The sequence below is a fragment of the Acidimicrobiia bacterium genome (assembly GCA_035948415.1).
In the GTDB taxonomy this organism is placed as follows: domain Bacteria; phylum Actinomycetota; class Acidimicrobiia; order IMCC26256; family PALSA-555; genus PALSA-555.
In genome coordinates this window covers 12,399-34,773 of the sequence record DASZJD010000130.1, presented here as the reverse complement: position 1 = coordinate 34,773, position 22,375 = coordinate 12,399, and the positions used below count along the sequence as shown (strand labels likewise).

At 74.1% G+C, this 22,375-nt stretch carries 22 protein-coding genes; 8 read left to right on the top strand and 14 right to left on the bottom strand.

The features are described from left to right. Positions 1-629: 629 nt before the first annotated feature. From VG869_17310 to VG869_17300, 3 genes are read right to left on the bottom strand one after another with little or no spacing between them, the layout of a single operon-like run. Entirely contained in the window at positions 630-2,171 is a 1,542-nt protein-coding gene (locus VG869_17310; GenBank protein ID HEV3452946.1) for a hydantoinase B/oxoprolinase family protein, read from the bottom strand. Continuing rightward, the gene (locus VG869_17305; protein ID HEV3452945.1) at positions 2,168-3,955 is read right to left on the bottom strand and encodes a hydantoinase/oxoprolinase family protein; all 1,788 of its coding nucleotides are present in this window, start codon (positions 3,953-3,955) and stop codon (positions 2,168-2,170) included. The genes VG869_17310 and VG869_17305 overlap by 4 nt, the downstream gene beginning before the upstream one ends. A gap of 50 nt (positions 3,956-4,005) precedes the next feature. After that, positions 4,006-4,509, bottom strand: coding sequence for a winged helix-turn-helix domain-containing protein (locus VG869_17300; protein ID HEV3452944.1), 504 nt, complete (start codon positions 4,507-4,509; stop codon positions 4,006-4,008). A 120-nt stretch (positions 4,510-4,629) separates the two neighbouring features. Here VG869_17300 and leuC point away from each other — a divergent pair, with 120 nt between their 5' ends. Both leuC and leuD read left to right on the top strand, forming a co-directional pair. Further along, positions 4,630-6,027 carry a 3-isopropylmalate dehydratase large subunit gene (gene leuC, locus VG869_17295; GenBank protein HEV3452943.1) on the top strand — a complete coding sequence of 466 codons (1,398 nt, stop codon included), beginning with the start codon at positions 4,630-4,632 and terminating at the stop codon, positions 6,025-6,027. A 2-nt stretch (positions 6,028-6,029) separates the two neighbouring features. After that, positions 6,030-6,632: a 3-isopropylmalate dehydratase small subunit gene (gene leuD / locus VG869_17290; protein ID HEV3452942.1), complete on the top strand. Its 603-nt coding sequence runs from the start codon at positions 6,030-6,032 to the stop codon at positions 6,630-6,632. On the opposite strand, the gene VG869_17285 is transcribed toward leuD, so the two are convergent. Further along, entirely contained in the window at positions 6,622-7,275 is a 654-nt protein-coding gene (locus tag VG869_17285; protein HEV3452941.1) for a PIG-L family deacetylase, read from the bottom strand. The genes leuD and VG869_17285 overlap by 11 nt on opposite strands. A gap of 181 nt (positions 7,276-7,456) precedes the next feature. Between VG869_17285 and VG869_17280 the strand changes: the two genes are divergently transcribed. Genes VG869_17280 through VG869_17270 form a run of 3 tightly spaced genes read left to right on the top strand, consistent with a single transcriptional unit; the run spans position 7,457 to position 11,024 of the window. After that, complete coding sequence (locus tag VG869_17280) at positions 7,457-9,010, top strand: radical SAM protein (protein HEV3452940.1); 1,554 nt, start codon at positions 7,457-7,459, stop codon at positions 9,008-9,010. Next, the gene (locus tag VG869_17275; GenBank protein HEV3452939.1) at positions 9,007-9,801 is read left to right on the top strand and encodes a methyltransferase domain-containing protein; all 795 of its coding nucleotides are present in this window, start codon (positions 9,007-9,009) and stop codon (positions 9,799-9,801) included. Before VG869_17280 ends, VG869_17275 begins: the two co-directional genes overlap by 4 nt. A 17-nt stretch (positions 9,802-9,818) precedes the next feature. Further along, positions 9,819-11,024 (top strand): amidohydrolase family protein, encoded by a 1,206-nt coding sequence (locus tag VG869_17270; GenBank protein HEV3452938.1) that lies wholly within the window; start codon positions 9,819-9,821, stop codon positions 11,022-11,024. Here the strand turns inward: VG869_17270 and VG869_17265 are convergent. From VG869_17265 to VG869_17250, 4 genes are all read right to left on the bottom strand, one after another. Next, positions 10,958-11,365: an ArsI/CadI family heavy metal resistance metalloenzyme gene (locus VG869_17265; protein HEV3452937.1), complete on the bottom strand. Its 408-nt coding sequence runs from the start codon at positions 11,363-11,365 to the stop codon at positions 10,958-10,960. The genes VG869_17270 and VG869_17265 overlap by 67 nt on opposite strands. Positions 11,366-11,393: 28 nt before the next feature. Further along, entirely contained in the window at positions 11,394-12,713 is a 1,320-nt protein-coding gene (locus VG869_17260) for an ABC transporter substrate-binding protein (protein HEV3452936.1), read from the bottom strand. 70 nt (positions 12,714-12,783) lie between these two features. Next, the gene (locus tag VG869_17255; protein ID HEV3452935.1) at positions 12,784-13,419 is read right to left on the bottom strand and encodes a class I SAM-dependent methyltransferase; all 636 of its coding nucleotides are present in this window, start codon (positions 13,417-13,419) and stop codon (positions 12,784-12,786) included. Next, a complete protein-coding gene (locus VG869_17250; protein ID HEV3452934.1) occupies positions 13,416-14,957 on the bottom strand; it encodes a 2-isopropylmalate synthase in 1,542 nt (513 codons plus the stop codon). Before VG869_17250 ends, VG869_17255 begins: the two co-directional genes overlap by 4 nt. A gap of 243 nt (positions 14,958-15,200) precedes the next feature. Between VG869_17250 and VG869_17245 the strand changes: the two genes are divergently transcribed. Continuing rightward, positions 15,201-15,521 (top strand): hypothetical protein, encoded by a 321-nt coding sequence (locus VG869_17245; protein HEV3452933.1) that lies wholly within the window; start codon positions 15,201-15,203, stop codon positions 15,519-15,521. 17 nt (positions 15,522-15,538) lie between these two features. On the opposite strand, the gene serA is transcribed toward VG869_17245, so the two are convergent. The 4 genes from serA to VG869_17225 form a co-directional block, all read right to left on the bottom strand. Next, on the bottom strand, positions 15,539-17,125 hold the full coding sequence (gene serA / locus VG869_17240; protein ID HEV3452932.1) for a phosphoglycerate dehydrogenase: 1,587 nt from the start codon (positions 17,123-17,125) through the stop codon (positions 15,539-15,541). Between the two features lie 86 nt (positions 17,126-17,211). Next, positions 17,212-17,850, bottom strand: a complete 639-nt coding sequence (locus tag VG869_17235) for an arsenate reductase ArsC (protein HEV3452931.1) — start codon at positions 17,848-17,850, stop codon at positions 17,212-17,214. Beyond that, positions 17,850-18,563 (bottom strand): MIP/aquaporin family protein, encoded by a 714-nt coding sequence (locus VG869_17230; GenBank protein ID HEV3452930.1) that lies wholly within the window; start codon positions 18,561-18,563, stop codon positions 17,850-17,852. The genes VG869_17235 and VG869_17230 overlap by 1 nt, the downstream gene beginning before the upstream one ends. Further along, positions 18,554-18,997: an ArsI/CadI family heavy metal resistance metalloenzyme gene (locus VG869_17225; GenBank protein HEV3452929.1), complete on the bottom strand. Its 444-nt coding sequence runs from the start codon at positions 18,995-18,997 to the stop codon at positions 18,554-18,556. Before VG869_17225 ends, VG869_17230 begins: the two co-directional genes overlap by 10 nt. 100 nt (positions 18,998-19,097) lie before the next feature. Here VG869_17225 and VG869_17220 point away from each other — a divergent pair, with 100 nt between their 5' ends. Further along, positions 19,098-19,439 carry a metalloregulator ArsR/SmtB family transcription factor gene (locus VG869_17220; GenBank protein HEV3452928.1) on the top strand — a complete coding sequence of 114 codons (342 nt, stop codon included), beginning with the start codon at positions 19,098-19,100 and terminating at the stop codon, positions 19,437-19,439. A 23-nt stretch (positions 19,440-19,462) separates the two neighbouring features. Further along, complete coding sequence (locus tag VG869_17215; GenBank protein ID HEV3452927.1) at positions 19,463-19,933, top strand: hypothetical protein; 471 nt, start codon at positions 19,463-19,465, stop codon at positions 19,931-19,933. Here the strand turns inward: VG869_17215 and VG869_17210 are convergent. Both VG869_17210 and VG869_17205 read right to left on the bottom strand, forming a co-directional pair. Next, the gene (locus VG869_17210; GenBank protein ID HEV3452926.1) at positions 19,914-21,104 is read right to left on the bottom strand and encodes a pyridoxal phosphate-dependent aminotransferase; all 1,191 of its coding nucleotides are present in this window, start codon (positions 21,102-21,104) and stop codon (positions 19,914-19,916) included. The two genes, VG869_17215 and VG869_17210, sit on opposite strands and share 20 nt — an antisense overlap. Before the next feature lie 46 nt (positions 21,105-21,150). Beyond that, positions 21,151-22,329, bottom strand: a complete 1,179-nt coding sequence (locus tag VG869_17205; protein ID HEV3452925.1) for a DEAD/DEAH box helicase — start codon at positions 22,327-22,329, stop codon at positions 21,151-21,153. Positions 22,330-22,375 lie beyond the last annotated feature (46 nt).

Sequence of the window (22,375 nt, the reverse complement as noted above, 5' to 3'; positions counted from 1 at the left end):
AGGGTCGTCGGGTACGGCCTCGGCGCGCTGGTGGCCTGTGGCTTCGGCTATGCGCTGTGGTCGGTCAGCGGCGTCGCCAGCGCCTGCGACACGTCGACGGGCGCGGGCTGCAGCACGCCGCCCAGCACGCAACCATCACCGCCCGCCCCTCGGAACCCGCCGTCCCCGGGAGCCAGGGTCGTCCCGAACCAGGGACAGCCCGGCTCGGGCGGCGGCGGCGAGCCGTTTATTGCGCCCGGGGCCGGGCAGCAACCAGCCCCGACGGCCGCTCCGCCGCCGACCACCGTCGCGCCCGCGGCGCCGTCACGCGCGCCGACGCAGTCCGACGCTTCTGGCGGCGTCAACGCGTGGGCCGTCGGAGCGGGGGCAACCCTCGCGACCATCGGCGCCGCCCTCGTGAGCTGGGCCATGCGCACTGTCAACCAACCGACCACGTCGGACGCGGCGACCGGACCCCCCGCGGCGGGTGGATTCGGTACCGCGGTGTCGGCCTACTCGGCGATCCCGATCCAAGCGACCGACCCACCCGCGGGACCACCCGGCCAGTAGATGACGTCGATCGGCCCGCCACGTCGGCGCCATCGGCCCGCTGACCAGACCTATTCCGCCCGGCTGGACCTGATGGTGGATCAGGGTGCGCCGTAGCCGCCGCCGCCCGGGGTGCGGATCCGCAGCACGTCACCCTCGCTCAGGGCCACCGTCACCTTGTCGGGCAGCGCTCGGGCGCGGCGGTCGTCGCCGCCCGGCAGCAGCCAGTTCTCCCCCACCGCGCCGGGCGCGCCGCCGGCGAGGCCCCACGGGGCGCTGGTTCGTCGCTCGGTGACGAGCGACGCGGTCGTGTCCTCGAGCATCTCGAGCTCGCGCTCGATGCCGTCGCCGCCCCGGTGCGCGCCACCGCCGCCGGTCCCCCGGCGCAGCGCGTAGCGGCGAACGCGCAGCGGCAGGGACCGCTCGAGGGCCTCGACGGGCGTGTCCCGGGTGTTCGTCATGGCGGTGTGCACGCCGCTCATCCCGTCGGCCCACGGCCGTGCCCCCTGCCCGCCGCCGATGGTCTCGTAGTACACCCAGCCCGAGCCGCCGAGCAGCACGTTGTTCATGGTTCCCTGACCGGCGGCGCCGATGCGCGCCGGTGCCGCCCCAGCCAGCGCGCCGAGGCACACGTCGGCCACGCGCTGGCTCACCTCGACGTTGCCGGCGCCGACCGCCACCGGGGGCTGGGCCGCGACCACGGACCCGGGTGGGGCGATGACGCGGAGCGGCCGGGTCGTCCCGCCGTTGGCCGGCAGGCTCGGGTCGGTCGCGACGCGCAGCGCGTAGGCGACGGCGCTGACCGTCACCGCCTCGACCGCGTTGACGTTGCCGGGGCGCTGCGCGTCGGTCCCGGTGAAGTCGAACGTCGCCGTGTCGCCGTCGAGACGGAGCGTCACGACGACGCGCGTCGGGCGCTGCTGCTCCGGTCGAGGGCCGGCCGAGTCGAGCACGTCCTCGAACCGCCAGGTGCCGTCCGGCAGCGCCTCGAGCGCGGCCCGCATGCGACGCTCCCCGTAGTCGAGGATCTCGGCGAGCGGGGCGGTGGCGCCGAGGCCGGCGACGATGGCGCCGAGCCGCGCGACGCCGAGGGCGTTGGCGCCGCGCTGCGCCGCCAGGTCGCCGCGCCGCTCTTCGGGGGCGCGGGAGCTCGCCACGATGAGCTCGGCCGTGTCGTCGGTGAGCCGCACCGGCGGCACCCGCAGCCCCTCCTGGTAGATCTCCAGCGCGTCGGGTGGCATCGAGCCGGGGGCGATGCCGCCGAGGTCGGCGTGATGGGCCCGGTTGGCGGCCCAGCCCACGAGCGCCCCGTCGACGTGCACCGGCGCCACGAGGGTGACGTCGTTGAGGTGCGTCCCGCCGGCGAACGGGTCGTTCAGCACCCACTGCGCGTCGGGGTCGACCTCGGGGCCGGCCGCCGCCACCGCGGCGCGGACCGCCGCCGGCATCGACCCCAGGTGCACGGGGATGTGCTCGGCCTGCACGAGGAGCTCGCCGACCGCGGTGAAGAGCGCGGCGGAGCAGTCGGCCCGCTCCTTGATGTTCGGGCTCGACGCGGCCCGGCGCAGGACCGTGCCCATCTCCTCGGCGACGCCGGTGAGCCGGGCCACCAGCACCTGCAGCGCCGCGGGGTCGAGCGTCATCGGGCGCCACCACGGCGGCGGAGCAGCCAGGCGCCGAGGGGACCCGGCGTCGCCAGCCACCCGTCGGGCACCCACACCGTGCAGTCGGCCTCGGCGACCACCTGCGGTCCGCAGACCTGCGATCGCTCGACCGGCGGCAGCTCCTCGACGCGGAGCGGGGCGGCGCGGGTCGCGCGCGCCCGGAGAGCCACGACTTCGACCGGGATGCCCGGGCGGACGTACCCGTTGCGACGCTCGTGCTCGGCGGGGAAGGCGGCCACGCTCGGGACGGTCAGCTCGTGGCTCTGGGCCTCGTAGCGGCAGTCGAGGGCGGTCTCGACCGCGGCGCCCGCGCCGACGAGCGCGGCCGCCTCGGCCCCGAGCGCCCGGAGCGCGGCGTCCACGCCTCGGGGGTCGGCCGGCGTCGGCCAGCTGCGGACGAGCTCTCGGCGCCGGGGCGACGCCAGCAGCCCGACCGCCGACAGGGCGCCGGCGCGGGGCGGCACGACGACCACGGGCATGCCGAGCGCGTCGGCGACGGCGCAGCCGTGCAGCGGCCCTGCGCCGCCGAAGGCCACGAGCGCCAGCTGGCGCGGGTCGACGCCGCGCGCGACGGTCACGGCTCGCACCGCCTCCTCCATCGCGGTGTCGACGACCGCGAGGACGCCCGCGGCTGCCACGCCGGCGCCGTCGAGGGCGGCGCGGGCGCGCTTGGCGTCGAGGCGCCCGAGGTCGGGGAACGTGGCGTCGGGGTCGATGCGGCCGAGGGCGAGGTCGGCGTCGGTGACGGTCGGCTCGCGCCCGCCCCGGCCGTAGCACGCCGGGCCGGGGACCGCGCCGGCGCTGCGGGGACCGACGACGAGCGCGCCGCCGGCGTCGAGCCGCGCGACGGACCCGCCCCCGGCGCCGATGGTGTGGACGTCGAGCGCGGGCAGGCGGATCGGGTAGCCCGCGACCAGCCGGCTCGGCGCGGGCGCCGGCACCCCGCGCTGGACGAGGCAGACGTCGGTGCTCGTGCCGCCCATGTCGAAGGAGACGGCGTCCGGGTAGCCGCACGCGGCCGCGACGGCGGCGGCCGCCCCGACGCCGCCGGCCGGACCGGAGAGGAGGAGCGCCGCCGGCAGCTCCGCGCCCTCGGCGGCGGGGAGGAGCCCGCCCGCCGAGGTCATGATCAGCACCTCGTCGGCGAGGTCGGTCAGCGCGCGGAGGTAGTCGCGGCAGACCGGCCGCAGCAGCGCGTTGGCGACGGTCGTCACCGTCCGTTCGTACTCGCGGAACTCGGGCGACACCTCGTGCGAGCAGGTGACGTCGAGGCCCCGCTCGCGCAGCACCGCGGCCACGGCCCGCTCGTGGGTGGGGTCGAGGTCGGCGTGGAGGAGGCTGACGGCCACGGCGTCGACCCCGTCGGGCACGGTCGGCACGCCGGCCGCGTCGAGCGGCACCAGCTCCCGGCCCCGGCCGTCGAGGCGACCGTCGACCTCGAGGCGCAGCGGACGGTCCACGAGCGGCGGCGGGCGGTCCACGTGCGGGTCGTAGAGCGACGGGCGGGTCTGGCGCGCGATCTCCACCACGTCGGCGAAGCCCCGCGTCGTGACGAGCGCCACGGTGCCGCCCCGGCGCTCGAGCAGCGCGTTCGTGGCCACGGTGGTCCCGTGGGCCAGCAGCGCCGGACGCCGCGCCACCCGGCCGACGGCGTCGCGCACGGCGCGGGCGGGGGCGTCGGGGGTGGAGGACACCTTCACCACTCGCCCGTCCTCGGCGACCAGGTCGGTGAACGTCCCCCCGGTGTCGACGCCCAGCCTCACGGCGCCAGCGTCGCGCGGCGCGGCCGACGCCGGTCCGAGGGGCTCGGCCCTCAGGCGGCTCCGGTGCCGAGCGCGCCTTGGAGGAGGTAGCCGCGGGCGCGGACGGTGCGCAGCTCGAGCCCGAGCGGGGCGATGCGGCGGCGGAAGCGAAGGACGTGCACGTCGAGGGCGTTCCGGGTCGGGGTCCCGTCCGGCCACGCCCGCCGGGCCAGCGCGTCTCGCCCGACCACGGCGCCGAACCGCTCGGTGAGGGCAACGGCGAGCGACCGCTCGACCGGTGACAGCGCGACCCAGCGGTCCCGGTAGTGGAGCAGCCCGTCGCCGTCGACCTCGGGGACGGCGGCGCCCGCTCCGCCTCGGGCCCGCAGCGTCTCGAGCCGAGCCCCCAACTCGGAGTCGTCGGCGGGCAGCCGCACCCAGTCCTCGAGCGGGTCGCGGACCACCGGCGGCGTGACGCCCGAGCCCACGAGCAGCAGCCGTGGTGACCGAGCGGCGCGCAGGGCCTCCAGCCGGCCGGCGTCGTCGGGCCATCGGACGAGGGCGACGTCGTCCATGTCGGCCGTCACGGTAGGCAGGGCGTGTTTCGGTTTGGTTTCGCCCCGGTGAAGGGGTCGCTGGCGATCTCCGGGGCCGGCCGGAATCGGGGCTGGCAGACTGGGGCGCCGGGAGGGCCCATGGCCACGCTGTCGGAGAAGGTTTGGGACCGCCACGTGGTCCGCGCCGCGCCCGGCGAGCCCGACCTCCTCTACATCGACCTGCACCTCATCCACGAGGTGACCTCGCCCCAGGCCTTCGACGGGCTGCGCCTCCACGGCCGTGGGGTTCGCCGACCGGACCTGACCGTGGCGACGATGGACCACAACGTGCCGACCACGGACGTGGACCGGCCCATCGCCGACCCCGTCTCGGCCCGCCAGATCGAGGTGCTGGCCCGCAACTGCGACGAGTTCGGGGTTCGCCTCTACGGCCGGGGCGACCCCGGCCAGGGGATCGTGCACATCATCGGGCCCGAGCAGGGCCTGACCCTGCCCGGCATGACGATCGTGTGCGGGGACAGCCACACGTCGACCCACGGCGCCTTCGGGGCCCTCGCCGTCGGGATCGGCACCAGCGAGGTCGAGCACGTGCTGGCGACCCAGACCCTGCCCCAGAGCCGCCCCGGGACGATGGCGGTCACCGTCGACGGGGACCTGCCGGCCGGCGTGACGGCCAAGGACGTGGTCCTGTCGATCATCGCCCGGGTCGGCACCGGCGGCGGCATCGGCTCGATCATCGAGTACCGGGGGTCGGCGATCCGCGGCCTCTCGATGGAGGGCCGCATGACCGTGTGCAACATGTCGATCGAGGCCGGCGCCCGCGCCGGCATGGTCGCGCCCGACGCCACCACCTTCTCGTACCTCGAGGGTCGGCCCTTCGCGCCCCGCGGCGCGGCGTGGGAGCGAGCCCTCGACGAGTGGCAGACGCTGGCGACCGACGCCGACGCCACCTTCGACCACGAGGTCAGCCTCGACGCGGCCCGGCTGCGCCCGGCGGTGTCGTGGGGCACGAACCCGGGCCAGACCGTGACCATCGACGACGCCGTCCCGGACCCGGACTCCTTCACCGAGCCGCACCAGCGCGACGCCGCCCGCCTGGCGCTGCGCTACATGGGGCTGGAGCCAGGGACCCCGATCCGCGACATCGCCGTCGACACCGTGTTCATCGGCTCCTGCACGAACGCCCGTCTCGAGGACCTGCGCTCGGCGGCCCGGGTGCTGGACGGCCGATCCGTGCGCGACGGGCTGCGGGCCCTCGTCGTGCCGGGGTCCCAGCGGGTCAAGGCCGAGGCGGAGGCGGAAGGGCTCGACCGGGTGTTCCGGGCCGCCGGCTTCGAGTGGCGGGAGCCCGGCTGCTCGATGTGCCTGGCCATGAACCCCGACAAGCTCGAGCCGGGCGAGCGCTGCGCCTCGACGTCGAACCGGAACTTCGAGGGCCGCCAGGGCAAGGGCGGCCGGACCCACCTGGTGTCGCCGGCGGTGGCGCCCGCGCCCGCGGTCGCGGGCCACTTCGCGGCCCCCGACGAGCTGGTGTAGCAGTGGACCCCGTCCGCGAGATCGTCGGCCGGGCGGTGCCGCTCGACCGGTCCGACGTCGACACCGACCAGATCATCCCGAGCGACTGGCTGAAGCGGGTCGAGCGCACGGGCTTCGGCGAGGGCCTGTTCTCGGAGTGGCGAGAGAGCAGCGACTTCGTGCTGAACCGGGCCCACTTCCAGCACGACGACGTCCGCGTCCTCGTGGCGGGCCCGAACTTCGGGACCGGCTCGTCCCGGGAGCACGCGGTCTGGGCGCTCCAGGACTACGGCTTCGAGGCGGTCATCTCGCCCCGGTTCGGCGACATCTTCCGGACGAACGCGCTGAAGGGCGGCCTGGTGCCGGTCGTCCTCCCCGAGCCGGTGGTCCGCCGCATGCTCGACGCCCTCGACGACGACCCGACCCTCGAGGTGGTGGTGGACGTCGTCGATCGGCGGGTGGCAGTCCCCGCCCTCGACCTCGACGAGCCGTTCGAGCTCGACGACCACACCCACCACCGGCTGCTGCACGGTCTCGACGACATCGCACTGACGCTCGGGCACGACGGCGAGATCGCCGCCCACGAGGCCCGACGGCCGGGCTGGCTGCCGAGCGTCAGCCGGTAGCGGCGACCGCGAACGGCAGCACCGCCGCGCCGGCGGCCGGCTGGGCGAGGTTCCAGACCAGCCGAGCCGGCTCGAAGGCCTCGGCGTAGCGGACCCGGCCCTGGAAGCCCCGGAACCGGGCCTGGGCCTCGATCGCCTCGAGGTCGACCGGCCCCTGGCGCAGCACCTGGGACAGGTGGGAGCGCAGGGTCGCCAGCTTCTCCTCGACCGTGCCGGCCACGTCCACGTAGATCGTGGGCTCGAACGCCTGGGTGGACGGCGTCTCGTACTGGAGGATCGTGGCCAGCCGTCGGGCCGCCGCCAGGCTCGCGGTCGCCGTCGCCCGGTGGTCCTGGTGGGTGTCCCGGGAGGCGTGGGTGTAGAGGACCTCGGCCCTCGTGGCCGCGAGGGCCTCGTCGATCACGGTGACCGTCTCGGGCCCGTCGGGCACCGACCCGTCCTGGAACGTGGCCCAGCGCAGGCCGACACCGAGGCGGCGGGCGGCCTCCTCCTGCTCGGCCCGTCGGCTCAAGCCCTCGACCCGGCCCCGCTGGCCCGTCGTCAGGACGAGGATCGTGACCTCGTCGCCGGTGGCGACGTGCCGGAGCAGCGTGGCCCCGCAGCCGAGCTCCACGTCGTCGGGGTGGGCCCCGACCGCCAGCACCTTCAAGGCCCGTCCTCCCGTGGTCGCACGGCCCAGGCCGAAGCATCGGCACCGTGAGGGCCGCTCTGAAGCCCCGACCCCGAGCCCGCTCGGAGGGCCGAGGCATCCGGAGCCAGCCGTGGCGGCGAAGACATCAATAAGGTACGGGAGCCGGGGAGCCGGGTCTGGGAGGGCGGTCCACATGACGATCACGAATTCGCCGCGGCAGAAGGTCGACCGCGACGAGGTGTTCCTCGAGTACACGAAGAGCATCTGCCCGGTCTGCAAGACCGTCGTCGACGCCGAGGTCAACGTCAAGGACAACCGCGTCTTCATGCGGAAGCGCTGCAAGGAGCACGGGCAGTTCGAGGCGCTCCTCTACGGCGACGCGCAGATGTACTTCGACTCGCTGCGCTTCAACAAGCCGGGCACGATGCCGCTCGAGACCCAGACCGAGGTCGTCGACGGGTGCCCCCTCGACTGCGGGCTCTGCCCGGACCACAAGCAGCACGCCTGCCTCGGGATCATCGAGGTCAACACCAACTGCAACCTCGACTGCCCGATCTGCTTCGCCGACTCGGGCCACCAGCCCGACGGGTTCTCGCTCACGATGGAGCAGTGCGCCACCGCCCTCGACGCCTTCGTCGCCTCCGAGGGCGAGCCCGAGGTCGTCATGTACTCCGGCGGGGAGCCCACGATCCACCCCCTGATCCTCGACTTCATCCAGCTGGCGATGGACAAGGGCGTGCGCACGGTCAACCTGAACACGAACGGGATCAAGCTCGCCCACGACCGGCGCTTCGTCGAGGCGCTCGCCAGCTTCGACCGCAAGCCGAACATCTACCTGCAGTTCGACGGCTTCAACGAGCGCACCCACCTCGAGATCCGCGGCCGCGACCTCCGCCGGGCCAAGCAGGCCGCCCTCGACCACTGTGCCGAGGCCGGGCTCACGGTGACCCTCGTCGCCGCGATCGAGCAGGGCCTGAACGAGCACGAGCTCGGCGACATCGTCCGCTTCGGGATCCAGCACCCCGCCGTCCGCTCGGTGGCGTTCCAGCCCGTGACCCACTCCGGCCGCCACATCGAGTTCGACCCGATGCAGCGGCTCACGAACGCGGAGATCGTCCACGGCCTCGCGGACCAGGTGCCGGAGTGGTTCCGGGTCTCGGACTTCTTCCCGGTGCCGTGCTGCTTCCCCACCTGTCGGAGCATCACCTACCTGCTCATCGACGGCGAGAACGTGGTGCCGATCCCGCGCCTGATCAAGATCGAGGACTACCTCGACTACGTCAGCAACCGCGTCATGCCGGACATGGACATCCGCCACGCCCTCGAGAAGCTCTGGAGCGCCACCGCCACGCCCGGCACCGAGATGACCCAGGAGCAGCTCGAGTGCGCGGTGTGCGGGATCGACCTGCCCGAGGCGCTGAAGACGCTCACCGACTCGGCGTTCATGATCGTGATCCAGGACTTCCAGGACCCGTACACGCTGAACGTCAAGCAGCTCATGAAGTGCTGCGTCGAGGAGATCACCCCCGACGGGCGGCTGATCCCCTTCTGCGCCTACAACTCGGTCGGCTACCGGGAGGAGGTCCGCGAGCAGCTGAGCGGCGTGTCGGTGCCGACCATCGTGCCGAACGCGACGGACCTGCAGCCGGTGCTGCTCACGACCCGGTACGGCTCGAAGACCCACGAGGCCGACGGCGACGGGCACGTCCCGGCGAACGCGACGAACGTCGGCCGGGCCCTGCGGTGACCGCCTCCGGCCCGACCGCAGCCGACGTCAAGGTCTGTTGCGCCGCCGCCTACCAGCACGACGCGGTGGCGCTGATGCTCGGCGAGAGCTACCACCCCGGCGGCCTGGCCCTCACCCGGCGGCTCGGGCAGGCCCTCGACCTGCGCGCCGGGCAGCGCGTCCTCGACGTCGCCAGCGGACCGGGCGCCACCGCCTTCCTGCTGGCGGCCGAGTTCGGCGTCGCCGTCGACGGGGTCGACCTCGGCGTCGAGGCGGTGGCGCGCGCCAGCGCCCTGGCCGCCGAGCGGGGCGTGGCCGAGCAGGTGCGGTTCCACGTCGGCGACGCCGAGCGCATCCCGCTGCCCGACGCCTCGGTCGACGCCGTCGTCTGCGAGTGCGCCTTCTGCACCTTCCCCGACAAGCCCACCGCCGCCGCCGAGATGGCACGGGTGCTGAGGCCGGGGGGCCGGGTCGGGATCACCGACGTGGCCCTCGACCCGGCCCGGCTCGACGCCGAGCTGCAGAGCCTGGCGGGGTGGGTCGCCTGCATGGCCGACGCCCGGCCCGTGGCCGACTACGTGGCGCTGCTCGACCGCGCCGGCCTCACCGTGACCCGCACCGAGGCCCACGACGATGCCCTGGCCGAGATGATCAGCCAGATCGACGGCCGCCTGCGGGCCTTCCGCCTGGCCAAGGTCGCGGCCCTCGACGGCGTCGACTTCGACGCCGCGCTCGACCGGGTGGCCGCGGCCGAGCGGGCCGTGCGCGAGGGGATCGCCGGCTACTCGCTGCTCGTCGCCGCGAAGGCCTGAGACCCGCGTCGCCCGCCGTGGAGCGCACGTTCCGCTCGATCGCCGACCTCGACGTCCCGATCGTCGACGCCGACGCCCACGTCAACGAGCCGCCGGACCTGTGGCAGGACCGCGTCCCGCCGCAGTGGCGGGACCGGGCACCACGCGTTGTCCGCGACGACCACGGCGGCGACCGGTGGGTGTTCGACGACGGCGCCGCCACCCGGCCGGTCGGGCTCAGCGCCACCGCCGGGCTCAGCGTCGTGCAGTTCCGCGCCGACGGCGGCCGCTACTCGGACATGCGGCCGGGCAGCTACGACGCCAAGGCCCGTCTCGCCGACCTCGACGCCGACGGCGTCGACCGCCAGGTGCTCTACCCGTCGGTGACGCTCGAAGGCGCCCGCGTCTGCGCCCACGAGCGCGACCTCCAGCGCTGCTGCGTCCGGGCGTACAACGAGTGGCTGGCCGAGTTCTGCCGCGACACCGGCGGCCGCCTCTCCGGGCTCGCGGTCATGCCGACCACGGGCGTGGACGACGCCCTCGCCGAGCTGGAGGTCGCCCTGGCCCTCGGCCACCGCGGGTTCCTCCTGTCCTGCTTCCCGAACGGCAGCCGCGACCCCGAGCCGGACGACGAGCGCTTCTGGGGGGCGGTGGAGGCGTCCGGGCTCCCGGCCGCGGTGCACATCGGCAGCTTCGTGGCGCCTCGCGTGTCCCGTTGGCCGGACACGCGGGCGCTGTCGTTCCTCGCCGTGGCCGGCGCCGCGAAGGCCGGCGCCCACGCCATCGAGCTGGCGGCCACGCTGCTGTTCTCCGGCGCCTTCGAGCGCTGCCCGGGCGTCCGGGTGGCCCTCGCCGAGGCCGGGATCGGTTGGATCCCGACCGCGCTCGAGCAGCTCGACGCCATGTTCCTGCGCTACCGCTGGGTGGGTGAGGCGGTCGAGCGCATGCAGGCGATGCCCAGCGAGCTGTTCCGCCGCAACGTGTGGGCCACGTTCATCGTCGACCGGGTCGGGCTCGAGCACCTCGACCGCCTGCACCCGGGCCACGTGTGCTGGTCCTCCGACTATCCGCACGACACGAGCGATTGGCCGAGCTCGCGCCTGACCATCGAGCACCAGTTCCGAGGTCTGCCCCTCGACGAGGTGCGGGCGATGGTGTCGACGAACGCGGCGCGGCTCTACGGCCTCGACGTCGCCTCGGCGTCACGGGGATCGAACACGTCCGAGTCGGCGAGGACGGTGTAGATCTCCCACCAGGCCCCGCCGGGGTCGCTCACCCACACCTTGTCCTGGGTGGCGTAGCAGCACTCGGTCTCGTCCTCGACGGTCGTGTCGAGCCCCTCGTCGGCGAGCCGCCGCTTCGCGGCGTCGACGTCGTCGCGGCCCGGCACCTCGACGCCGAGGTGATTCAGCGACCCCGGCTTCCCGTAGCCGGTGACGAGGACGAGCTTCAGCGGCGGGTCGGCGATGGCGAAGTTGGCGTACCCGTCCCGGACCTTGGCCGGCCCGGTCCCGAACAATCGGGAGTAGAAGTCGATGGCGGCGTCGAGGTCCTCGACGTTCAGCGCCAGCTGGACGCGGCCCATCCCGGCACCTCCTGGTGCGCTCGTGTCGTCAGTGAAGATCCAGGGTGATGGTACGCGTGTTCGTCGGCCGGCAGTCGAAGGTGCCGACCTTCGAGGGGTAGGCGCGGGTGAACCGGCCGCCCCTCACCGCCAGCACGAGGAAGCAGTCGCTCGGTCGGCGGTCGCCGATGTCGGTGGCGCCGAGGATTCCGTCGGCCGTGAAGCCCCGGACGGCCTTGAGGCCGGCGAGGAAGGCGCTGCGGGTCAGGGCGTTCGGCCCCCCGCCCCGCGTGACGGTGTCCACGACGCGCTGGAGCAGCAGCCCGGCGACCCAGGCCTGCACCCCGAAGCCGGTGGCCTTGCTCGGCCCGACGGCCCGGAGGTACCGGGCCAGGGCCGGCACCGCGCCGGCCTCCTCGAACGGCACCGCCGTGCTCGTCACGAGCTCACCGTCGACGTCGGCGCCACCCGCGCCGAGCAGGGTCCGGTCGTAGCACGAGAACGGACAGGTCCAGACCTTCACCGACCGCAGCCCTTGCAGCGTGGCCTCCGCCCGCAAGGCGGCGACCTCCGAGACCGGAACGCCGGCGTACACGAAGGTCGACTGATGGGACGCGAGGCTCTGCACGATCGGGGTCAGGGCGCTCCGAGGCGCCAGGGACGAGACAAAGTCGGTGCCGTCCCCGTCGGCACGGACCCCAGCCTGGGTCCAGCCGTTCACGAGGGGCAGCGCCGCGTTCCGGACCGACGCCAGATCGCCGGACAGCACGTACTGGCCGTGGAGGCCCGGGTGCTGCCGCAGGAAGAACTGCGCCGGGCCGACCTGCACCCGGTAGCGCTGCGGCGACTGGCCGGTGGTGCGGCAGTCCAGCGGCGACGGCGCGATCTGGAAGCTCACGGGCGAGCACGCGTAGCCGACGTCGAGGGCGAAGGTGCTGAGGTCGGGGAGGCCGGTGGGCTGACCTCGCTGGTCGGGGCACGAGACGAGCGGGCGGGTGTCGTTCACGAACGAGGCCCCCGTCCCGACCAGCGCGAAGTCGTGCTGGCAGGCCTGGATGATTTCGTTCTGGGTGTCACTGGCGCTGAGGTGGGAGTCGAGGAAGTCCACGACGACCTTGCGCCCGGCGAGCCCGCCGTGCGCGTTCAGCGAACGGGCGAACGCGCGAACGGCGTCGACGTTCGCCTGGTGCAGGCCCGGCTCGGCGGGGTTGTCGACGTCGGCGATCACGGCGATGCGCAGCTCGGAGGCCGACACGCCGATCTCGGTCGCCGTCGGCCTCGGAGCTGCCTCGGCGGCGCCCGTGGGAATCGCGGCCGCGAGCAGGGCGACGGCGACGGCGAGGGGCAGCGCGTGCCCGGCCGTTCGCACGGTTCCTCGTCGCTCCCGTTCGCGGGTGCGGATCGCTGCCCCCGGAGGTTGGTGGATCGGTGCGGGCCGCTCAGCCTGGCGCGACGCCGGCGAGCAGCGCCAGCTCCCGCCACTTCCAGTGGCAGTCCACCTGCTCGAACCCGAGCTCGCGCAGCCAGGCCAGCTGGGTCCCGACGTCGAGGAGCTGGTTCGACGGGTCGTCGTCGGCGCGGGAGGAGCCGATCGCGACGAGGAAGGCGTCGTGCAGCTCGGGCGTCGCCGAGTCGACGTGCTCGAGGTTGCAGAACACGCCGCCGGGCTCGAGGCGGTCTCGCACCTCGCGGTAGAGGCCGCGCTTGCGGCGGTGGTCGAGGTGGTGGATGGCGAAGGACGAGACGACGACGTCGAAGGTCCCCCACGGGTCGGGCAGGCCCTCGTTGAGGTCGTGCTCGACGACGGTCACGGCCGGGTCGGCCGCGAACCGGGCTCGGGCTCGCTCGAGCATCTCGGCCGAGAAGTCGGCCGCCACGCCGTCGGCGTCGGGGTGGACGGCGCGGATGCGGGCGAGGAGCTCGCCGTCGCCGGTCCCGAGGTCGAGGACGCGGCGCGGCGCCGGCGGGAGGAACTCGAGCACCGCCGCGTAGCCCTCGTCGCGGTGCGGGATCGACTGGCGCCGCGCCAGGTAGTCGCGGGCGTGGCTCGCCTCCGACCAGAGGTTGACGGTCACGGCCCGACCGTTCGCTCACGCGGCCCCCGGCTCTGCAGGCGCACCAGCTTGTTGACGGCGTTGAGGTAGGCGCGCGCCGAGGCCTCGACGACGTCGGTCGCGACGCCGCGCCCCGAGGCCTTGATGCCGCCGGCGGCGAGCTGGACGACGACGTCGCCGAGGGCGTCGCCGCCGCCCGTGACCGACGACACCTTGAAGTCGACGAGCGTCCCGGTGACGCCGGTGGCCCGGCTGATGGCGGCGATGGCGGCGTCGATCATCCCGTTGCCCTCGGCCTCCCCCTCGACCTTCGCGGACCCGTCGGTCAGGACGACCTTCGCGGTGGGCGTGGCCTGGGTCCCGCCGTGCACGTCGAGGCTGGCGATCGCGTACCGGTGCACGGCGCCGATGCCCAGCTCCTCGGCGACGATCGCCTCGAGGTCGGCTTCGGTCAGCTGCACCTTGCGGTCGGCCAGCTCCTTGAACCGGACGAAGGCCTGGTTCAGCGCGTCGCCCTGCAGCCGCAGCCCCATCTTCTCGAGGGTGTCGGCGAAGGCGTGGCGGCCCGAGTGCTTCCCGAGCACGATCTGGGCCGCCTCCTGGCCCACGGTCGAGGCGTCGATGATCTCGTAGGTCTCGCGGTCCTCGAGGACGCCGTGCTGGTGGATGCCGGACTCGTGCGCGAAGGCGTTCCGGCCGACGACGGCCTTGTTGTACTGGACCGGGTAGCCGGTGAGCCGCGACACGACCCGCGAGGTGCGGGCCAGCTCCTCGGTCCGCACGCCCGTCTCGACTCCTCCGAAGTAGTCGCTGCGCGTCCGCACCGCCATCACGATCTCCTCCAGGGCGGCGTTGCCGGCGCGCTCCCCGAGGCCGTTGACGGCGCATTCGACCTGCCGGGCGCCGGCCCGGACGCCGGCCAGCGAGTTGGCGACGGCCAGGCCCAGGTCGTTGTGGCAGTGCGTCGACACGACGTAGTCGCCGCGCACGGTCGCCAGGACGTGCGCGATCAGGCCCCCGAACTCCTCGGGGACGCCGTAGCCGACGGTGTCCGGGATGTTCAGCGTCGTGGCGCCCTGGTCGACGGCCAGCTGGAGCACCGCGCACAGGAAGTCCACGTCGGAGCGGCTGCCGTCCTCGGGCGAGAACTCGACGTCGGCGCAGTAGGAGCGGGCCCGGGCGACCCCGGCGACGACCTCGCCCTGCACCTGCTCCTCGGTCATGCGCAGCTTCTTGGCCATGTGGATGGGCGAGGTGGCGATGAACACGTGGATGCGGGGCCGCTCCGCGTGGCGGACGGCCTCCCATGCCCGGTCGATGTCCTGGAAGCCGGTGCGGGACAGCGCCGTGATCACCGGCCCGCGCACGCCCTTGGCGATGGCCTCCACGGCCTCGAAGTCGCCGATGCTGGCGATCGGGAAGCCGGCCTCGACCACGTCGACCCCGAGGCGGGCCAGCTGCTCGGCGATCTCGAGCTTCTCGGCCACGTCGAGGGAGATCCCCGGCGACTGCTCGCCGTCCCGCAGCGTGGTGTCGAAGATCCTCAGGTGGTCGCTCATCGCTGGCTCCAGTCTCGGGTTGCTCGCCGCACGAAAAACCTCCTCGGCCCGAAGGCACGAGGAGGCGTCCGCGAGCACGGGTGTGCTCGCCGCTACGTAAGGAGCAGGCCCTGGTAGTCGCAGATCGGAGAGTGCTGCTCGGTCATCAACACCATGATGACCGTCGCCGAACCGGATTACAAGTCAGTTGGCGTGGGAACATGGTGGGCGATGCGGCGTCGCGGCCTCTGGCGTGCAATCGGGGTGAGCGTGTTCGCCGGCGCGGCGTTCGCCCTCTGGCGGGCCATCGACCAGAACCGGCGTCTCGGCGACGCCGGCTGGGAGCCCCAGCCCGTCCCGTTCCCGCCCCCGCCGCGCCCCGAGCCCGCGGTCGGCGCGCGGCGCGACCGCTGGGTGGCGCCGGTCGAGCAGGCCTGCCCAGCGTCCCACCCGGTCAAGGCCAAGCTGCGCAGCGGGATCTTCCACGAGCCCGGTGGCGCCAGCTACGGCCGCACCATCCCGGACCGCTGCTACCAGGACGCGACCGCCGCCGAGGCCGACGGGCTCCGCCGCGCCCAGCGCTGAGGCGCCGGCGCGTTCGGTCAGTCGAGCTCGATGGCGCGGGCGGACAGCACCCCGGGCTCGGCCCGGAGCCGCGAGACGACGTCGCGTGGCACCGGGGTGTCGGTCGCGATGGCCATGAGCGCCGGCGCCCCCTCGGCGTTGGTGCCCACGTCCATGTCGGCGATGTTCACGCGCGCCTCGCCGAGGATGGTGCCGACCGTGCCGATCAGCCCGGGCTCGTCGACGTTGCGAACGACGAGCATGTACCGCGACGGCGGGACGTCGACGCTGTGGTCGTCGATGCCGACGATCCGCGGCGCCGCCCGCTTGCCGAACAGCGTGCCCGCCACGTGCGCGGCGTCGTCGCCGCGCCGCCCGCGCAGGGTGATGAGGTTCACGTAGTCGGCCGCGGACGCCGAGGTCGTCTCGCGCACCGACACGCCCCGGCTCGCCGCCAGCTGCGGGGCGTTCACGAACGAGACGGGCTCGTCGACGACGCGCTGGAGCGCGCCCTTCAGCACCGCCAGCGTCAGCACCCGGCAGTCGTAGTCGGCGATCTCGCCCTCGTAGGACACCTCGAGGGTGTCGACGACGCCGCCCGCCAGCGCCGTGAACAGGGCGCCGAGCCGCTCCGCGAGGGGCAGGAACGGCTGCACGGTGGCGTTCGCCTCGGTCGCGGCCAGGTTCACGGCGTAGGGCACGAACTCCCCCCGGAGCGCCAGCACCACCTGCTCGGCGATGGTGTGGCCCGCCTTGTCCTGAGCCTCGGCGGTCGAGGCCCCGAGGTGGGGTGTCACCACCACGCTCGGCAGGGCGAAGAGCGGCGACTCGACCGTGGGCTCGATGGCGAACACGTCGAGGGCGGCGCCGGCGACGCGCCCGTCGCGGATCGCGTCGGCGAGTGCGGCCTCGTCGACGATGCCGCCGCGGGCGGTGTTGACGATCCGGAGGGTCGGCTTGGCGTGCGCGAGCAGCTCGGCGCCGACGAGGCCGACGGTGTCGGGGGTCTTCGGCAGGTGGATGGTGAGGAAGTCGGCCTGCCGGACGAGGTCGTCGAGGTCGGCCACGAGGCCCACGCCGAGCTGGCGGGCCCGGTCGCTGCTTACGAACGGGTCGTAGGCGAGGAGCTGCATGCCGAAGGCGTGGGCGCGCTGGGCGACGAGGACGCCGACGCGCCCGAGGCCCACGATCCCGAGCGTCTTGCCGTGCAGCTCGACGCCCTCCCAGCGCGACCGGTTCCACGCCCCGCCTCGCAGGTCGGCGTCGGCCTGGGGGATGTTGCGGGCCTGGGCCAGCAGCAGCGCCACGGTGTGCTCGGCCGCCGAGAGCACGTTCGACTGGGGGGCGTTCACGACCATGACGCCCCGGCGCGTCGCGGCCTCGACGTCCACGTTGTCGAGGCCGATGCCGGCTCGCCCGACGACGACGAGGTCGGTCCCGGCCTCGAGGACGCGCTCGTCGACCCGGGTGGCACTGCGGATGACGAGCGCGGCGGCGCCCGGCACGGCGTCGAGCAGGGCCTCGGGCGACAGCCCGAGCCGCTCGTCCACCTCGAGCCCGGCGCCGCGCATGGCGTCCAGGCCGCGCGCGGCCAGCTCCTCGGTCACGAGCACGCGGGGGGCCACGCCCGCCGAGGGTAGCGGCGACCGGCGGTTTGACCGACGATGTTGTCGCCCGCCGTGCCCTCCGCCGGCGACGCTCGGGCGCGGGCTCAGGCCGGCTCGCCGACCAGCTCGTCGAGCAGCTCGCGGACGCGGCGGTCGATCTCGTCGCGGATCGGCCGGACCTGCTCGAGGCTCTTGCCGTCCGGGTCGTCGAGCTCCCAGTCCAGGTAGCGCGTGCCCGGATAGACGGGGCAGGCGTCGCCGCACCCCATCGTGATCACCACGTCGGCGGCGCGCACCACCTCGTCGGTCAGCGGCTTCGGGAACTCCCGCGTGACGTCGAGGCCGATCTCGGCCAGCGCGCCGACGACGGCGGGGTTGATCGACTCCCCCGGCTCGCTGCCGGCCGAGCGCACGTGCACCCGGCCCTTGGCCCGGTCGTCGAGCAGCGCGGCCGCCATCTGGGAGCGGCCGGCGTTGTGGACGCACACGAAGAGGACCTCGGGCCGGTCCTTGGCGACCGTGCCCTCGGCCTGCGCGAGGGCGCGAAGGCGCTCCCGCGCGAAGCGCTCGACCATCACGGGGACGAACGTCTGCACGCGGGCGTCGCGGAACGCGGCCTCGCTCTCGCGGAGGAACCGCTCGACGGTCTCGTCCGAGAAGGTGCCGGCGAACTCCCGGCGGACGTTCCGCTCGACCACGCCGAGGTGGTACTGAAGCTCTCGATCGTCGCGCTCCGTGGTCATCACGCGGCCTCCTCGGTCGGGTGCGGCAGCACCACGCGCGGCGCGGCCCCGGCGGCGTCGGGGTAGAGCACGCGGATGGCCGCCACCGCGGCGACGCCACCGATCAGCTGGAAGCCCACGAACCCGGGCACCGACGCGGGCGAGATGCCCGTGAAGGTGTCCGAGAGCATGCGGGCGATCGTCACCGCCGGGTTCGCGAAGCTCGTCGAGGCGGTGAAGAAGTACGCCCCGCCGATGTAGGCGCCGACGGCGAAAGGGGCCAGCCCGGCGCGGCCCGAGCGGGCCACGCCGAAGATCACGAGGACGAGCCCGAACGTCGCCACCGCCTCGGCGAGCCAGACGCCGCCGCCGGTGCGCGCGTGGCGGGAGAGCTCGACCGCGGGCAGGCTGAACATCAGGTTCGCGAGCACCGTGCCCGCCACGCCACCCGTGACCTGCGCGGCCCAGTACCCGGCGGCCTCACCGGTCCCGAGCCCGCCGAAGACGCGGTCGACGAGCGTGACCACGGGGTTCAGGTGCGCGCCCGACACCGGGCCGAGGGCGAGGATGATCGCCACCAGCGCCGCCGCCGTGGCGGCGGCGTTCTCGAGCAGCTCGAGGCCCGCGTCGCCTCGACTGAGGCGGGCCGCCGCGATGCCCGAGCCGACGACGGCGATGACGAGGAAGGCGGTGCCGAGGAACTCGGCCAGCAGCCGCCGGGCGGTCAGCAGCACGCAGTGTCGTCGGCGCACGCCGCGACCGGCGACGCGGGGTCGGCGGTCCGGAGCTGGCCCGGCGCCATCTCGACGTCCGCCAGCACGGTGTAGATCTCCCACGGCGCCCCCGCGGGGTCGTCGACCCAGACCTTGTCCTGGCGGGCGTAGCAGCAGGCGACGTCGTCCTCCACGGCGGTGGCCAGGCCCTCGCCCCGGAGGCGCCGCTCGGCGTCGGCGACCTCGTCGGTCGTGTCGACCTCGACCCCGAGGTGGTTCAGCGTCCCGGCCTCGCCTCGACCCTCGAAGAGCACGAGCTTCAGGGGCGGGTCGGCGACGGCGAAGTTCGCGTAGCCGGGCCGCACCTTCGTCGGCTCGGTGGCGAAGAGCCGGCGGTAGAACTCGACGGCGGCGTCGAGGTCGTCGACGTTCAGGGCGAGCTGTAGGCGAGACATGGGGTCGGGCTCCTGCTAGATTGCCGTTCGTCGATGTATCGAGTATCGCGAATGCATCGATAGCTGTCAATCACAGGGTTCGATCACGGTGGGAGGCTTAATGGCGCCGAAGGCCGCCGCCACCCTCGGGTCCCGCGACTGCTGCGCGTCGCTGCTCGCGGCCCCGCTCGACGAGGCCCAGGCCGGCGACCTCGCCCGCGCCTTCGCCGCCCTCGCCGACCCGGTGCGGCTGCGGCTCCTGAGCCTCATCGCCGACGCCGGCGAGATCTGCGCCTGCGACCTGCTCCAGCCGCTCGGCAAGAGCCAGCCCACGGTGAGCCACCACACCCGGATCCTCGCCGACGCCGGCCTCATCACCGGCGAGAAGCAGGGCCGGTGGGTCTGGTGGTCGATCGTGCCCGGGCGCCTCGAGGCCCTGCGGCGGGCCCTGGGCCCGCACTGAGCCGCTCACCGGTCGGAGGCGCGATGCCGAGCCGGGTCACGGTCGTCAGCCGGCGGACGATGGCGGTGCCGCCGGCGCGCGCCCGGGCCGCGGTCTGGGACATCCAGAACATCGAGCGGACCGAGGTGAAGGCCGACGCCGTCACGGTGACGAAGACGTCATCGACCGCGGGCTCCTACACCGTGCGCGGGCACTTCGCCGGGGTGCCGTGGCGGGGCGAGTTCTTCTACGAGCTGCACCCCTCCGGCTTCCACAGCCGGAACGCCCCGCGGCCCCGGAGGGGCTCGACGATCGAGGGCGGGTTCACGGTGGAGGCCGTGGACGACGACGCCTGCGTCGTCGTGCACTACGAGCAGTACCGGCTCCCGTGGTACTTCCGGCCGCTGCGCCTCGGCATCGTCGCCTACCTCCGCGCCAGCATGCGCCGAGAGCTGCGGGACCTCGAGCGGCTCGTGCGCGACGGCGCGTCGACGGTCAGCGCAGCAGCTTCGTGAGGCGCTCCACGCCCTCGACGAGCTCCTCGTCGGCGAGCGCGAACGACATCCGGGCGTAGCCCGGCGCTCCGAACGCCTCCCCCGGCACGAGCGCGACCCGCGCCTCGTCGAGGGCCAGCTCGCACAGCTCGAGGCTCGTCGTCGGGGTGCGGCCGCCGATCTCCCGTCCGAGCTGCTCGACGAACGACGGGAAGCAGTAGAAGGCGCCCTCCGGCGGCAGGCAGCGGACACCGGGGATGGCCGACAGCAGCTCGTACATGGTGCGGCCGCGCCGCTCGAACGCGTCGCGCATCGCCGTCGTCGCCGCCAGGTCGCCGGACACGGCGGCGAGGGCGGCCCGCTGGGACACGTTGGCGACGTTCGAGGTCGTGTGCGACTGCAGGTTCGTCGCCGCCGCCACCACGTCCGGCGGCGCGAGCATCCAGCCGACCCGCCAGCCGGTCATGGCGTAGGTCTTCGCCACGCCGTTCAGCACGATGCAGCGGTCGACGAGCTCGGGCACGACCTCCGGCATCGACGAGAACCGGTGCTCCCCGAAGGTCAGGTGCTCGTAGATCTCGTCCGTCACCACCCACAGGCCGCGCTCGACGGCCCAGCGTCCGATCGCGGCGACCTCGTGGCGCGGGTAGACGACGCCGGTGGGGTTGCTCGGCGAGACGAACAGCAGCGCCTTCGTCCGCGGCGTCAGGGCCGCCTCGAGCGCGTCCACGGACACGCGGAAGCCGGTTGTCTCGGTGGTCGGGAGCGGGACTGGGGTGCCGTCCGCGAGCGCGATGGCCTCGGGGTAGGTCGTCCAGTAGGGAGCCGGCAGCAGCACCTCGTCGCCGGGGTCGAGCAGGACCTGGAACGCCTCCGCGACCGCCTGCTTGGTGCCGTTCGTGACCAGCACCTGGCTGGGCTCGACGACCAGGCCGGAGTCGCGGGCGGTCTTGGCCGCGACGGCGGCCCGCAGCTCGGGCAAGCCGGCCGTCGGCGTGTAGTGGTGGTTGCGGGGGTCGGCGCAGGCGGCGACGGCGGCGTCGACGATGTGGGGCGGCGTCGGGAAGTCGGGCTCGCCGGCGCCGAAGCCGATGACGGGCTCGCCCGCCGCGCGCAGCGCCTTGGCCTTGGCGTCGACGGCCAGGGTGGCGGATTCGGTGATCGCGCCGATCTTGCGCGAGATGCGGGCCACGACCCCATCCTCGCACGGCGGGGTCCGCCGGCCGGGCCCGATTCGGTCAGGCCGGGACGCTGGCCTCCGCCGCGTCGAGGGACCGCAGGTCGGCGAGGCGGGGGTCGTTCGAGAACACCTCGACGATCGGGGTCGTGATGCCGAGCGGGCGGCGCACGGCGCGCACCTCGTTCTCCTGGTTCCAGAGCAGCAGCGTCACCGCCACCCCGGTCTCGCCGGCGCGGGCGGTGCGCCCGGAGCGGTGCAGGTAGGCCTTGAAGTCCTCGGGGGGGTCGTAGTGGAGCACGACGTCGACGCCGTCGATGTGGAGGCCCCGGGCGGCGACGTCGGTGGCGACGAGGACCGGGACCTTGCCGGCGCCGAAGTCGGCGAGGGCCCGCTCGCGGATCGCCTGGCGGAGGTCACCGTGGATGGGCGCCGCCTTCACGCCCTCGCGCCGCAGGTCGGAGACCAGCCGGTCGGCGCCCCGCTTCGTGCGCGTGAACACGAGGGTGCGCTCGGCGCCGCGCGTGATGGCCGCCGTCACCTTCGCCTTGTCCATCTGGTGGACGAGGAGGAAGCGGTGCTCCATCTCGTCGACGGTGGGCTCGCTCGACGCCACCTCGTGGAACACCGGGTCTCGCATGTACCGGTCGACGAGGCGCCGGATGGCGCCGTCGAGGGTGGCCGAGAACAGCATCGTCTGCGGCTCCGACTCGAGCCGGTAGAGGATCTTCTGGACCTGGGGCAGGAACCCCATGTCGAGCATGCGGTCGGCCTCGTCGAGGACGAGGACCTGCACCGCGCTCAGCCGGAGCTCGCCGCGCTCGAGCACGTCGATGAGCCGGCCCGGGGTGCCGACGACGATGGTGACGCCGGCGCGCAAGGCGGCGAGCTGGCCCTCGAACCCGACGCCGCCGTACACGGCGGCGACCCGGTGCCCGCGCCGGGCCGCGAGGGGCTCGAGCACCTGGAACACCTGGTTCGCGAGCTCGCGGGTGGGCACGAGCACCAAGCCGGTCGGGCACCGAGGGCTCGCCGGCTGCACCCGCTCGATGAGGGGCAGCCCGAAGGCGAGGGTCTTGCCGGAGCCGGTCTTGGCCTTGCCGCAGACGTCACGCCCGGCGAGGGCGTCGGCGATGGTGAGGGTCTGGATGGGGAAGGGCTCGTCGATGGCCTGCTCGGACAGGGCCGCGACGAGGTCGGGCGAGACGCCGAGCGCCTCGAAGGTGGTGGCGGTGGTCATGGGGAAGGTGCTCGCTTTGCTCAACGGTTCGGTTCGGGACGCCGCG